Source organism: Acinetobacter sp. RIT698 (genome assembly GCF_009668065.1).
In the GTDB taxonomy this organism is placed as follows: Bacteria; Pseudomonadota; Gammaproteobacteria; order Pseudomonadales; family Moraxellaceae; genus Acinetobacter; species Acinetobacter guillouiae.
In genome coordinates this window covers 42,363-55,349 of sequence record NZ_WJYH01000010.1, presented here as the reverse complement: position 1 = coordinate 55,349, position 12,987 = coordinate 42,363, and the positions used below count along the sequence as shown (strand labels likewise).

General features: G+C 39.2%; 13 protein-coding genes. 4 read left to right on the top strand and 9 right to left on the bottom strand.

What is annotated here, in order from left to right:
- The 6 genes from ispC to rimO form a co-directional block, all read right to left on the bottom strand.
- Positions 1-1,197, bottom strand: coding sequence for a 1-deoxy-D-xylulose-5-phosphate reductoisomerase (gene ispC / locus GJV03_RS06470; RefSeq protein WP_154129699.1), 1,197 nt, complete (start codon positions 1,195-1,197; stop codon positions 1-3).
- Positions 1,198-2,022 (bottom strand): phosphatidate cytidylyltransferase, encoded by an 825-nt coding sequence (locus tag GJV03_RS06465; RefSeq protein WP_004719733.1) that lies wholly within the window; start codon positions 2,020-2,022, stop codon positions 1,198-1,200.
- A complete protein-coding gene (uppS, locus tag GJV03_RS06460; protein WP_004719730.1) occupies positions 2,022-2,774 on the bottom strand; it encodes a polyprenyl diphosphate synthase in 753 nt (250 codons plus the stop codon). The genes GJV03_RS06465 and uppS overlap by 1 nt, the downstream gene beginning before the upstream one ends.
- A 7-nt stretch (positions 2,775-2,781) precedes the next feature.
- On the bottom strand, positions 2,782-3,336 hold the full coding sequence (frr, locus tag GJV03_RS06455) for a ribosome recycling factor (RefSeq protein WP_004719727.1): 555 nt from the start codon (positions 3,334-3,336) through the stop codon (positions 2,782-2,784).
- A gap of 125 nt (positions 3,337-3,461) precedes the next feature.
- A complete protein-coding gene (gene pyrH / locus GJV03_RS06450) occupies positions 3,462-4,190 on the bottom strand; it encodes a UMP kinase (protein ID WP_004719725.1) in 729 nt (242 codons plus the stop codon).
- Between the two features lie 65 nt (positions 4,191-4,255).
- Complete coding sequence (gene rimO, locus GJV03_RS06445) at positions 4,256-5,599, bottom strand: 30S ribosomal protein S12 methylthiotransferase RimO (RefSeq protein WP_004719723.1); 1,344 nt, start codon at positions 5,597-5,599, stop codon at positions 4,256-4,258.
- A 363-nt stretch (positions 5,600-5,962) separates the two neighbouring features.
- Here rimO and glnL point away from each other — a divergent pair, with 363 nt between their 5' ends.
- From glnL to GJV03_RS06430, 3 genes are all read left to right on the top strand, one after another.
- Positions 5,963-7,069, top strand: coding sequence for a nitrogen regulation protein NR(II) (gene glnL, locus GJV03_RS06440; RefSeq protein WP_034613940.1), 1,107 nt, complete (start codon positions 5,963-5,965; stop codon positions 7,067-7,069).
- Positions 7,059-8,543 carry a nitrogen regulation protein NR(I) gene (glnG, locus tag GJV03_RS06435; protein ID WP_154129698.1) on the top strand — a complete coding sequence of 495 codons (1,485 nt, stop codon included), beginning with the start codon at positions 7,059-7,061 and terminating at the stop codon, positions 8,541-8,543. Before glnL ends, glnG begins: the two co-directional genes overlap by 11 nt.
- A gap of 120 nt (positions 8,544-8,663) precedes the next feature.
- Positions 8,664-9,380 carry a hypothetical protein gene (locus GJV03_RS06430; RefSeq protein WP_004719717.1) on the top strand — a complete coding sequence of 239 codons (717 nt, stop codon included), beginning with the start codon at positions 8,664-8,666 and terminating at the stop codon, positions 9,378-9,380.
- A 56-nt stretch (positions 9,381-9,436) separates the two neighbouring features.
- Here GJV03_RS06430 and GJV03_RS06425 read toward each other — a convergent pair whose 3' ends face one another.
- Together GJV03_RS06425 and GJV03_RS06420 are read right to left on the bottom strand one after the other, a co-directional pair.
- The gene (locus GJV03_RS06425) at positions 9,437-10,039 is read right to left on the bottom strand and encodes a YidB family protein (protein WP_004719714.1); all 603 of its coding nucleotides are present in this window, start codon (positions 10,037-10,039) and stop codon (positions 9,437-9,439) included.
- 125 nt (positions 10,040-10,164) lie between these two features.
- Entirely contained in the window at positions 10,165-10,635 is a 471-nt protein-coding gene (locus GJV03_RS06420) for a DUF6231 family protein (protein ID WP_004719712.1), read from the bottom strand.
- A gap of 32 nt (positions 10,636-10,667) precedes the next feature.
- Here GJV03_RS06420 and GJV03_RS06415 point away from each other — a divergent pair, with 32 nt between their 5' ends.
- The gene (locus GJV03_RS06415; protein ID WP_004719710.1) at positions 10,668-11,540 is read left to right on the top strand and encodes a DUF2797 domain-containing protein; all 873 of its coding nucleotides are present in this window, start codon (positions 10,668-10,670) and stop codon (positions 11,538-11,540) included.
- 159 nt (positions 11,541-11,699) lie between these two features.
- Here GJV03_RS06415 and lpxB read toward each other — a convergent pair whose 3' ends face one another.
- Complete coding sequence (gene lpxB / locus GJV03_RS06410; RefSeq protein WP_154129697.1) at positions 11,700-12,875, bottom strand: lipid-A-disaccharide synthase; 1,176 nt, start codon at positions 12,873-12,875, stop codon at positions 11,700-11,702.
- Positions 12,876-12,987 lie beyond the last annotated feature (112 nt).

Sequence of the window (12,987 nt, the reverse complement as noted above, 5' to 3'; positions counted from 1 at the left end):
TCAGCTTCCCAATTGTGTAATGCGTTGTGAAGCAACTTGGCGCGCAAGTTGATCTGTCTGCAAAATCGTGTCAATCGAATCTGCCAAACCATTTTGAACGTGATTTAAGGTATGTTCAACCACTTGTGAAATTTCTAAAAATGCAATTTTTTGCTGTAAAAAAGCACTCACAGCAATTTCATTAGCAGCATTGAGAATAGACGGTGCCAATCCACCCGCCTGCATAGCATTTCGAGCCAGTTTAAGCGATGGAAAACGCGTAATATCTGGCGCTTGAAAATCGAGTTGTGAATGGACAAATAAATCCAGAGGCGGGACATGAGTTTGAATCCGCTCAGGCCATGCAAGTGCATGCGCAATCGGCGTACACATATCAGGATTACCCATTTGAGCCAAAGTTGAACCATCCACATATTGAACCATTGAATGAATGATACTTTGTGGATGAACAACAACTGTAACAAATTGTTCTTTAATTGAAAATAAATGACATGCTTCGATCAATTCTAAACCTTTATTCATCAGGGTTGCAGAATCTACCGAGATTTTTTGTCCCATCGACCAATTTGGATGTTTACAGGCTTGTGCAGGTGTTACGGTTTTTAATTGTTCTAAACTAAAATTTAAAAATGGGCCGCCTGAAGCAGTCAACAAAACTTGCTTGACCCCCAATTGAGGCTCACCATTGGATTGAATCTGTAAATAATTTTGAGGAAGACATTGAAAAATAGCATTATGTTCAGAGTCGACAGGCAGTAACAAAGCATGATGATCTTTAGCTGCTTGAAGCATAATATCGCCAGACATCACCAAGGCTTCTTTGTTGGCAAGTAAAACGCGCTTACCTGCTTTCACTGCGGCTAAAGTAGGCAACAATCCTGCTGCACCAACAATTGCTGCCATCACTACATCTACATCAGGATGTTCCGATACGGTGATAAGCCCTGCTTCATCTGTGAGGATTTCGATATCAAAAATCTGATGTATAGCAAGTAGCTGTTGTAACTCATCTACTTTATCCGATGGTACAACAACACATTTCGGTCGATATTGTTTGCATATTTCACTGAGTTCTTTGATTCGACTAAATCCAGTCACTGCAAAAACTGAATACTGGTCCGAATGCTGTTGTAAAATTTTTAAAGTACTGCGCCCAATAGAACCTGTAACACCTAATATACAAACAGATTGTGACATCTATAAATCTACACCAATAAGTTTTAAAACATACATGCCAGCCGCAAAAAACGGAGCCGCAGCAAGCAATGAATCTATACGATCAAGCACCCCACCATGTCCTGGAAGGATACGACCTGAGTCTTTAATTCCTGCACGACGTTTGATCATAGATTCAAACAAGTCGCCAAGCACAGAGCTAAACACAGTCACAATAGACAAAACTAGGAAAAGAATATGTTGTGGAAGCGTTAAATGTAGGTAAATCGATTGAACCACAATGATCACAATCGCAACAGTGACAATCCCACCAATCAAACCTTCAATTGATTTGTTTGGACTCACATCTGGCGCAAGTTTACGCTTACCAAATTTACGCCCAACAAAATATGCACCACTGTCCGCGCCCCAAACCAACAAGAACAGGTACATCAACCACCAAGGCGAGCTTTTCCAAACTTCAAAAATAGCAGTAACTGCAGCACTGATTAAAACCAAGCCAACAATATTTAAAGTGATATTGTACCAGCCATCGTATTCAGGATAATGTTTTACCCAATACAGACTACACAACCAAGTGAGAATAGAGGCACTCCAAAGAATAAGCGCCAAATCATTAAAATATAATGCTAACCCTGAAAAAAAAGCGGTCAATACACCGAATCCAGCAGCTTTAATTTTCTTCACATGGTCAGATTCATGTGGCATGAGTTTAAACCACTCATAACCTGCTGCCCCAGCTGCGATAATCATTAACACTAACATTGGATATTGAGATTTTGTTGCAAACATACAACTCAGTACAACTGCCACCAATACCAATGCGGTTATAATCCGCTCTAACATTATAAATTCTCTATATGTTCTTGTTGAATTTGTTCAGAGGTTTTTCCGAAACGTCTTTCACGCCCTGAAAAAATATTGAACGCATGATCCAACTCTTGCACTGTAAATTCTGGCCATAATGTCTCAGTAAAATATAACTCAGCGTATGCAGCCTGCCACAGTAAGAAATTAGACAGTCGGTAATCACCGCCTGTACGAATCAATAAATCCACGGGTGGCAAATCCCCCAAACTTATTTGTTGTGCAAATAACTCAGTATTGATTTGATTCACATCAATTTGTTGATCTTTAACCTGTTGCGCAAGTTTACGTGCAGTATCTGCGATATCCCACATACCACCATAACTAATTGCAATTGTTAAAGTCATGTTACTGAACTTAGCAGTCCTTTGTTCAGCATGCAACATTAATTCACGTAGCTCTGGAGAAAGCCGACTACGATCACCAATAAATCTCAACGAAATTTCGAATTTTTCCATCCGTGGAATTTGCTCATGAATTGTGTCTTCCAACAATTTCATTAACAAATCAACTTCATACTGTGGTCGATTCCAGTTTTCACTTGAAAAAGCAAACACAGTAAGCGCCTGAACACCAACTTTACGGCAATGCTCTACAATCGGATCTAGGACATTTTTACCTTCACGGTGTCCATCACCTTTTTGCAGTTGTTTCTTTTTTGCAAAACGATTGTTGCCATCCATGATGATGGCAACATGTTTTGGAAGATGATTGTCTTCAGATGTGGTCATTTAAATCTTAGACCTTCATCAATTCAGCTTCTTTCGCAGCAAGACGTTTGTCCACTTCAGCAACAAATTTATCGGTAATTTTTTGGATATCATCGCCTGCACGACGCTCATCATCTTCAGAAATTTCTTTATCTTTTAATAATGATTTGATATCGCCTAAAACATCACGACGAATATTACGAATCGCAACTTTGGCATTTTCTGCTTCATTTCGTGCAACTTTCTGCATATCTTTACGTGTTTCTTCTGTCAAAGCTGCCATTGGTACACGAATCGCATCAGCAGTTACTGGGTTTAAGCCCAAATCTGATTCACGGATTGCTTTATCAATTGCAGAAACCATTGAACGTTCAAATGGTTGCACCAACAAAGTACGTGAATCTTCAACACCCACGTTAGCCACTTGGTTTAACGGCACGTCAGAACCATAGTAAGGAACCATAACTCCATTTAGGATCGATGGATGCGCACGACCTGTACGAACCTTTGCAAAACCATGTTCCAAAGACTCCAATGACTTATTCATACGGTCTTCTGCGTCTTTTTTAAGATCGTTAATCATATGATCTTCCTTACTTATTTATCTAAATGTGTATGAGGTCTAATGACATTTCACAAACAGGCGAAGTGTCAATACACCCTAATCTAAAATTGCAGTAGTATAAAGAGCTTTACTACCCACGTACATTAGTTTGTAACGTGAGTGCCCTCTTTTTCGCCCATTACCACAGAAAGCAAAGCACCAGACTTGTTCATATCAAATACTTGAAGTGGCACATTGTGATCGCGGCATAAGCAAATTGCAGTTAAATCCATGACACCAAGTTTCTCATCTAAAACTTCATCAAAACTTAAATGGTCATATTTAACAGCATCATCATATTTGCTTGGGTCTTTATTGTAGACACCATCAACTTTAGTGGCTTTTAAAATAAGATTTGCTTCAATTTCAATACCACGTAAGCACGCTGCAGTATCCGTTGTAAAGAATGGATTACCTGTTCCTGCAACAAATACACACACCTCACCTTGAGTTAAGTGGCGAATTGCATCACGGCTTGAATAGGCTTCAACTACTGCACCAATTGGTAATGCTGACATTAAACGGGTTTTGATGTTACGGCGAACCAAAGCATCACGTAATGCTAAGCCATTCATTACTGTGGCAAGCATACCCATTTGGTCACCCGTTACACGGCCAACCAAACCATCTTTTTGCAATTGACTACCACGGTATAAGTTACCACCACCCACCACGATACCCACTTGCACACCCAAACCAACCAAGTGAGCAATAGATAAAGACATTTGATCTAAGACTTGGGCATCAATCCCCATGTCTTTATTACCCGCAAGCGCTTCACCCGAAAGTTTCAGCAAAATTCGCTCATAGCGTGGCTTTTTAGAATCTAACATCACAAAACTCCAATACTTATATCTACAATTTTATTCGTATTTAATCAAATCGAAATCGGCAACACTTAAGCTGATTTAACGCGAATCAACTTGGCAAATAAATCGTATTCATCTGCATCTGTAATTTCGACTTCAAGTAAATCACCAGCTTTAATCACTGACTTATCAATATCTTCAACAAAAACATTACCATCAATCTCAGGTGCATCTGCATAAGAGCGTGCAACTGCGACTGGGAATTCTTCTTCAAGATCATCCACTAAAACCGTCATGGTTTGACCAATACGACTTTGCAGTTTTTCAGCAGAAATCGCTTGTTGAACTTCCATAAAACGTTCATAGCGTTGTTGCTTAATTTCTTCAGGCACATGATCAGGCAAATCGTTGGCTGTTGCACCTTCTACAGGTGAGTAGGTAAAGCAACCTACACGATCAAGTTTCGCCTCTTGTAACCAGTCCAATAACATTTGAAAATCTTCTTCAGTTTCACCTGGAAAACCCACGACAAATGTTGAACGAATAACCAATTCAGGACATTTTTCACGCCATAATTTTAGACGTTCCAAGGTGTTTTCACTATGAGCTGGTCGCTTCATCAATTTTAAGATGCGCGGACTGGCGTGTTGAAAAGGAATGTCTAGATACGGAAGAATTTTACCCTGTGCCATTAAGTCAATCACCGCATCCACATGTGGATATGGATAAACATAATGTAATCGCACCCAAATCCCTAACTGACCAAGCGCTTCGCACATGTCATAGAATTTGGTTTTAACAGGCTGACCATTCCAGAAATCAAGCTTATATTTGGTATCTACACCATAAGCGGAGGTGTCTTGAGAAATCACCAAGACTTCTTTTACACCCGCTTTTTTTAACGCCTGTGCTTCATTTAATACAGAGCCAACAGGACGTGACACAAGATCACCACGCATGCTTGGAATAATGCAGAATGTGCAACGATGGTTACAGCCTTCTGATATTTTTAAATAAGCATAATGTTTAGGTGTTAAACGAATACCTTGTTCAGGTACAAGATCTACAAAAGGATTGTGTTTCGGTGGTTCTGGAACATACTGATGGACAGCTTCCATCACATCTTGATACGCCGCCGCACCTGTCACTTTTAAGACATTTGGATGCATCTGGCGAATTTTATCTTCATCTTTACCCAAACAGCCTGTGACAATCACACGACCATTGGCGCTCATGGCTTCACCAATTGCGTCTAAAGACTCTTGTACTGCAGATTCAATAAAACCACAGGTGTTCACAACAACTAAATCAGCACCTTCATAATCTGATGCAACATCATAACCTTCAGTCTTTAACTGCGTTAAAATGCGTTCAGAATCTACCAATGCCTTAGGACAACCTAAAGATACAAAACCGACTTTGGGGGACTTCATGAATCTGCGCTCCACTATAATCCGCGTATTGTATGACTTTTCAAGAGATAAAAACAGGTGGAAACTGCACTCTTTGTATAATGCACCAAAATACACCCAATCAAATAATTAAATTACTACAATGCACCATTTTGGAACAATATAATGATAGCGTAATATGAATGCAGGTTTTTACACTTGAATAAAGCGCAGTAAATGCGCAATTTTTATCATTCATGTAAGAAAACTGCGCAGTATTTAAAAGTTGGCGTGCATCTTGCTTTATATCAGGACGATTTAACCGATTCAATCACCCATGTTCGGGAAAATAGAAAACGAGGTGCAGATGCCATTGCGCTATTTAAAGACAGGAAAGCTCTGCTAATGGATCAATACCCAACAATTGATTATAGATTGCTTGTGGATAATTTAACCACTGCAATTCTTTTGGTCGATTGTAATTTAAATATTTTTTATCTTAATTCATCATGCGAAGCATTGTTTGATATTAGCTTGCTTCGTGCGGCAGGTCAGCCAGTGATTAATATTTTACATGCACCAAATGATAGCTTTAATACCTTGGAAGCATTAAACAACTCAATAAAAACAGGTCAAGCCTATACACGCCGTGAAGCGATTATCAATGTTAACTTTAAAGACATGCATGTTGATTATTCAGTGTCGCAGTTAAATACAGGAAGACCCTATCACCCATTACTATTAATTGAATTAAATCCGATTGATCGGATGCTTAAAATTTCTAAAGAAGAAAACCTGATTCAACAACATCAAGTTGCACGTCAACTAATTCGAGGTGTTGCACATGAAATCAAAAACCCATTAGGTGGAATTCGTGGTGCAACTCAACTGCTTGCTCGTAGTTTAAATGATCCACAGTATGCAGAGTTCACCGATATTATTATCAGTGAAGTCGATCGTTTAAGAAACCTTGCTGATACTATGCTGGGTTCACGTCAGCTCCCGAGCTACGAACTGGTCAACGTGCATGAACCGCTTGAACGTGTTCGCTCTTTAATTGTAAATCAAACCAAGAAAAAAATTAAAATCACACGAGACTATGACCTTTCATTGCCTGATGTCAAAGCAGATCGCGATCAACTGATTCAAGTGATGCTCAATATTAGTGTCAATGCGGTACAGGCGATGACTGAGAATCGTGAGTTTTTTATTGATCATCAACCTGAACTGATGTTGCGTACACGCATTCAACGTTTGGTGACGATTAATGGCGTACTGAATAAATCAGCCATTCGTATTGATATTGAAGACAATGGCCCTGGTGTTCCTGAAGAAATTTTAGAATCCGTGTTTTATCCGCTTGTGACTGGCCGTGCCAAAGGAACAGGTCTTGGCTTAAGCATCGCACAAAATATCATGCATCAACACAACGGAATGATTGAATGCCAATCCGTTCCTGGAAAAACAGTATTTAGCTTATATCTACCTTGGGAGTCTAACCATGTCGCATAATAAAATTTGGGTGATCGATGACGACCGTGCTATGCGTTGGGTCTTGGAAAAAACATTTAAAGAAGAAGGCTTCGATGTCACCAGTTTTGAAGAAGCACAATCTGCTTTAGATCAGCTTCCAAGCAATGCGCCAGATGTCATTCTCACTGATATTCGTATGCCCGGCATTGATGGTTTAACCTTCCTAGGAAAAGTCAAAGGAAGTTATCCTGATCTGCCTGTGATTATTATGACAGCACACTCAGATTTAGAATCTGCAGTATCGAGCTATCAAACAGGTGCTTTTGAATATCTTCCAAAGCCATTTGATATTGATGAAGCACTTGCACTGGTGAATCGTGCCATTTTACACATCAACAAGCTGCAACAACAAGAATCTGCCAAAGTCACTCCAATTCAATCTACTGAGATTATTGGTGAATCCCCTGCAATGCAGGAAGTTTTCCGCGCCATTGGACGTCTATCTCAATCGCATATTACCGTATTGATCAACGGGGAGTCTGGGACAGGTAAAGAGTTAGTTGCGCATGCTTTACATCGCCACTCACCAAGAAGCAGTAAACCATTTATTGCTTTAAACATGGCTGCTATTCCAAAAGATTTGATTGAAACTGAATTATTTGGTCATGAAAAAGGCGCATTTACTGGTGCCAATACTCAACGCCAAGGTCGTTTTGAACAAGCCAATGGTGGAACCTTATTCTTAGATGAAATTGGTGATATGCCATTTGAAACACAAACACGTCTACTCCGTGTTTTGGCAGATGGTGAATTTTATCGTGTTGGTGGTCATATTCCAGTTCGTGTTGATGTTCGTATCGTGGCAGCAACACATCAAGATTTAGAAAAATTGGTCAATGATGGCCGTTTCCGTGAAGACTTATATCATCGCTTAAATGTCATTCGTATTCATATTCCTAAACTTGCTCATCGTTCTGAAGATATTCCGATGTTGGCACAACACTTCTTGGCACGCGCGGGTAAAGAACTCGGGGTTAGTCCAAAAATTTTACGCCCAGAAACGCAAGAGTATATTCAAAAACTGCCTTGGCCAGGCAACGTACGTCAACTCGAGAATACCTGCCGCTGGTTAACTGTGATGATCACAGGCCGTGAAGTGTATCCAGAAGACTTACCGTCAGAATTAAAACAAATTCCAATCAATAAATCTGATGATCAAGGTCAAACGCAAGCTGGTATCGACCGTGTTGCATTACATCATTGGGATGAGTTACTGGCGCAATGGGCGATTCAAAAGCTTAAAAATGGTGAAATGAAAATTTTAGACATTGCCACCCCAATGTTTGAACGTACTTTGATCATCGCAGCACTTCAACAAACCCGTGGTCGTAAACGTCATGCTGCTGAACTCTTAGGTTGGGGGCGTAACACTTTAACCCGCAAACTCAAAGAATTAGGCATGGATTCTGCTGAAGATGATGAAGAGGAAGACAAAACTGTTTTAGCCGAATAATAAGCCATTCATAAATATAAAGTTTACTCCAACCATATTTCGTAAGAATATGGTTGTTTTTTATTGGCTCATGGTGAAAAATAGCCTCGTGAAATTTAAACTTTATTGTCTAGGATAAAAATGAACAAAACTGTTGTTTTACTTAGCTTACTTTCTATTTTTAGTGTTGCTTGTTCTAAAAACAAACCGCATGACAGTTCTGAACATCAAGCAGAAGCACCAGTGGTTAAAAAAGTACATAAAGCAGCCAATTCAGATAATTGCTTTAAGTTAGAACCCAACAAACAGTTTACTCTAAACAACAATGAAGAGACAGAAATCCAGATTGTTCCCACAACCTTCAACAATCAGAAGGCAATAGCAATCGTTAGACAAGGCGCAGGTGTGCGCACAGATTATATCTACGATTTAACTGGCCGTACCATGCTTGCAAACTTAGACTATGGTATTGCTGCGCTCGGATCAAATCCTAATGATGTGCTGGTAAAAACCACCTATCAAGCCCCGCTTCCAACATTCCCATCCAATCTCAAACCACAGCAAAAGTTCCAAATGACGTATAACGCAGTCATTGAGTCGCAAATGGATAACAATGATAAGTCTGAAAACAATAAGACGATTGACTTAGTATTTGTAGGGTTTGAGGATCTGACTTTAATTGACAATGATGACAATACCTTAAAGTTCGATAATGCATGTCATTTCATTTCTCAAATCGGAGATGAAACATTGGATGAATGGTATGCTGAAGGATATGGGCAAATTAAATATGTTAAAAAGAAACAGAATGGCGACGTAAAAAGTAGCGAAGCAATTGGGGATGACCCACAGCCTTAATTTAAATCAGCCAGTCAACATCTATTGACTGGCTTTGATCATTTTTATGCTCGATTTTACTTTAAAAAGCCTGATACCAAATTCATCACATTTTGAATATCACCATTGGCTTCAGTGTGATCTGTTGCATCACCTTGTGGTGTGAGTGAATCAATAATTTGCGGTAATACTGTAGAGATTGCACCATACACTTCATTGGTCGGAACATTGGCTTGTTGAGCAACTTGCTCGACTTGCTGACCACCAAATAAACTCTGGATTTGCTCTACATTTACAGCACCATTACCTTGTGACGGATCGACCCAACTTTGAACCTGCCCACCTAAGCCTGCACCTTGCAATTTAGCTAAAGCACCCTGTAGGCCACCATTTTGTTGAATCCAACCCAAGACTAATGGCACAACTGCAATCAATAAAGAAGAAGCATTAAAACCACCCGCTTGTGGTGCTTGTTGTTGTTGTCCACCTGTCAAACCACCTAAAACTGAACCGAGTACGCCACCCAATCCACCTTGTGATTGTTGTTGCTGCCCACCCAAGCCACCGAGTACTGAACCAAGTACCCCGCCCAATCCACCACCAAGCCCGCCTTGTGATTGTTGTTGTCCGCCAAGTGCTTGTTTTGCCAGAATTTCCACAATATTGGTTAAATCTGTCATGAGTTTTCCTTTTTTAAGTTTTATGAGACAAGTACAGCATACTTGGCTTTAACCTATTCACCAAAATTGGAATTGTTAAATTTTGCAATAGCTTAAGGCTGATTTTTATAACCAAAATAAAACCATTACCAACGAAATTTATTCCAGTTTTCTGGGTTGGCCCAGAACTTAGAATTAAACCAATCTGGTACATGTTTATAGGTCAAAATATTAAACTGCCAAAGTGCAAAATCATTTTGATGTAAGGTTTTATCAATCAGTTGAGTAAAACCAAGCGATCTGAGCAACTGTTCATCTTTTAACTGACATGCCACGACGATTCGTTTTGCCAGTAAATCACGCAACTTGACCAATAACTGGGATTTCTGCAAATCAGTCACCCCAGACATTTCATCTGTATCTAAAAGTACAAATCCTAAATCATATCGTTGCGTAAAAGGCAGACTTAAAAACTCAGATACGTTAAAATAGGACCATTGAATTGAATAATTTGTAGGGTATTGCGCCAAATTTTGCCCAATACACAATGCAGTTTGAATTGGCTGTTCTTGCGATAAATCGTCTAGCATTGAAGTGATGACATTTTGCTCAGCCATAACTGCACCTTTTTTGAAGCGAGTAATTAAACATGGAACTACAAGGCATTTGTCATAAAATGCATGCAGGTCTTAAAGACCTTAGTGTAACTGATCAACAAACACATAAGGCAAATGTTGAATATAAATTTATATTAGATCGCTCAGAAACCGAGCTACCATTTAGTTTAGGCCAGGAAATTGAGATTGAAGCGACAGGAAATATTTATTGTGTTTCTTGTGGCGCAAAAACACCGAAGTCTTATTCTCAAGGCCACTGCTTTAAATGCATGAAAACCAAGGCGTCTTGCGACATGTGTATCATGAAGCCTGAAACTTGCCATTATCATTTAGGTACTTGCCGTGAAGATGATTTTGCTCATGAAGTTTGCTTTCAACCACATATTGTCTATCTAGCAAATTCAAGTGCTTTAAAAGTGGGGATTACCCGTCTAGGTCAAATGCCAACACGCTGGTTAGACCAAGGTGCGACCCAAGCACTGCCTATTTTAAAAGTCGGTTCGCGCCGTCTTTCAGGTCAACTTGAAGTCATGTTTGGAACACAGGTTGCAGATAAAACGGATTGGCGAAAGCTACTTAAAGGTGAAGCTGAACCGATTGATCTGATTGAAATTCGTAATGAATTGGTTCAAGAATTTTCCCCTAAGATTCAAAGTATTCGCGATGAATTTGCACAAAATCTTGAATTTAATGAAACGGTTGAATTGTTAGAAAATGAATTACCTCGTGAATTCATCTACCCTGTCGATATTTACCCTGAAAAAGTTAAATCGCACAATTTAGATAAAACCCCAATCATTCGGGGCAAGCTACAAGGAATCAAAGGTCAATACTTGATTATGGATACGGGTGTCATCAATATTCGTAAATATACAGGTTATGAACTTAAAGTTCGGGCGGAATAGTTTTACCCCCAAACCCAAAAATTGATTCATACATACTCCTCTTTATCTTAGATTTAGAGGAGTTTTTATTGGTTAAATGTTTTCTAAACTGATTACAAGGTTTTCCAGCAGCTCGATAAGCAAACGAATATTTGCTTAATCAGTTGCTAGCGTTAAAAATCAAGGTGTTAAAATTGCTAAAATCGCCTGAACCGGATCTTCACTATTTCCAGCCAAAAGTTGCTTGTGCATGGTGATCAATTGCATCACCTGAATTTGTGCAGTTTCAATATTCATTAATTTTTCAATTTGATTGGCCAATTTTTCTGCTGTGGCATCTTGTTGAATAAGCTCTTGAATCACTTTTTTACCCGCAATAATATTCGGCAATGAATAATACGGAATTTTCACTAAAAATTTAGCAATCACATAAGTTAACCAATTCAACTTATAAAAAGTCACCATTGGGCGATGTAACAATAATGCTTCAAGTGTCGCTGTCCCTGATGCCAAAGCCACAATATTGGCAGCATTCATGACCTGACGACCAATTTTTGATTCTTTATCGGTATTTTCCAGTAAATGAATTTTTGCGACCAAGTCACTTGGATAATGCTTTAATAATTCCTGAATTTGCTGTTTGCGTAAATCATTAATAGCAGGAATCAGGAACTGATAATCTGGATATTTTTGATAAAGAATTTTTGCTGCATCCAAAACTAACGGTCCAAGTCGTTCAATCTCACCACGCCGACTTCCCGGTAACAAGGCAATATGCTTTTGACTGATATCTAAACCAAGCTCTTGCTTTGCATCCAAAATTGGATTTTGTAATGGCAATTGACTTGCCAGTGGATGCCCAACAAAGGCTGCTGGCACGTCATACCGTTGATAAAAGCCTTTTTCAAAAGGAAATAGACAAAGCACTAAATCAACACTGGCTTTGATGCCATGCACCCGTCCTTGTCGCCAAGCCCATACAGATGGACTGACATATTGCACCGTTTTAATAGGCAAGTTTTTCTGTTTTATACTTTTTGAAAGGCGTAAGTTAAAGTCTGGCGCATCAATACCGATAAAAACATCTACGGGATTGGCAGACCATCTCTCGACCAAACCATCACGTACTGCAAATAATTTTTTTAAATCTTTAAGCACTTCAACAATTCCCATCACAGATAAAATATCCATTGAATAAAAACTGTTAAATCCTTCTGCAATCATTTGAGGACCACCAATCCCCTCAAATTCAGCATCAATACCCTGTTCACGAAAACGACGAATAAGTTTTGCGCCTAAAGTATCCCCCGATACCTCACCTACGACAATTCCAATTTTAAGCTTTCGATTTTGCAAGATATTCTTCCTGATCAGCACTATAAGTGCATGATAGCATATTCATAGGATTTAATTGTGAATAGTCAAAACAGGATACTGGTATGGCAAATGCGTGAATTTATATAACAAT

Coding starts and splice junctions, on each gene's coding strand:
- rimO (WP_004719723.1), bottom strand. CDS start 5,599: ATGAAGTCCCCCAAAGTCGGTTTTGTATCTTTAGGTTGTCCTAAGGCA.
- uppS (WP_004719730.1), bottom strand. CDS start 2,774: ATGACCACATCTGAAGACAATCATCTTCCAAAACATGTTGCCATCATC.
- GJV03_RS06415 (WP_004719710.1), top strand. CDS start 10,668: ATGGAACTACAAGGCATTTGTCATAAAATGCATGCAGGTCTTAAAGAC.
- GJV03_RS06430 (WP_004719717.1), top strand. CDS start 8,664: ATGAACAAAACTGTTGTTTTACTTAGCTTACTTTCTATTTTTAGTGTT.
- ispC (WP_154129699.1), bottom strand. CDS start 1,197: ATGTCACAATCTGTTTGTATATTAGGTGTTACAGGTTCTATTGGGCGC.
- pyrH (WP_004719725.1), bottom strand. CDS start 4,190: ATGTTAGATTCTAAAAAGCCACGCTATGAGCGAATTTTGCTGAAACTT.
- glnL (WP_034613940.1), top strand. CDS start 5,963: ATGGATCAATACCCAACAATTGATTATAGATTGCTTGTGGATAATTTA.
- glnG (WP_154129698.1), top strand. CDS start 7,059: ATGTCGCATAATAAAATTTGGGTGATCGATGACGACCGTGCTATGCGT.
- GJV03_RS06420 (WP_004719712.1), bottom strand. CDS start 10,635: ATGGCTGAGCAAAATGTCATCACTTCAATGCTAGACGATTTATCGCAA.
- frr (WP_004719727.1), bottom strand. CDS start 3,336: ATGATTAACGATCTTAAAAAAGACGCAGAAGACCGTATGAATAAGTCA.
- GJV03_RS06465 (WP_004719733.1), bottom strand. CDS start 2,022: ATGTTAGAGCGGATTATAACCGCATTGGTATTGGTGGCAGTTGTACTG.
- GJV03_RS06425 (WP_004719714.1), bottom strand. CDS start 10,039: ATGACAGATTTAACCAATATTGTGGAAATTCTGGCAAAACAAGCACTT.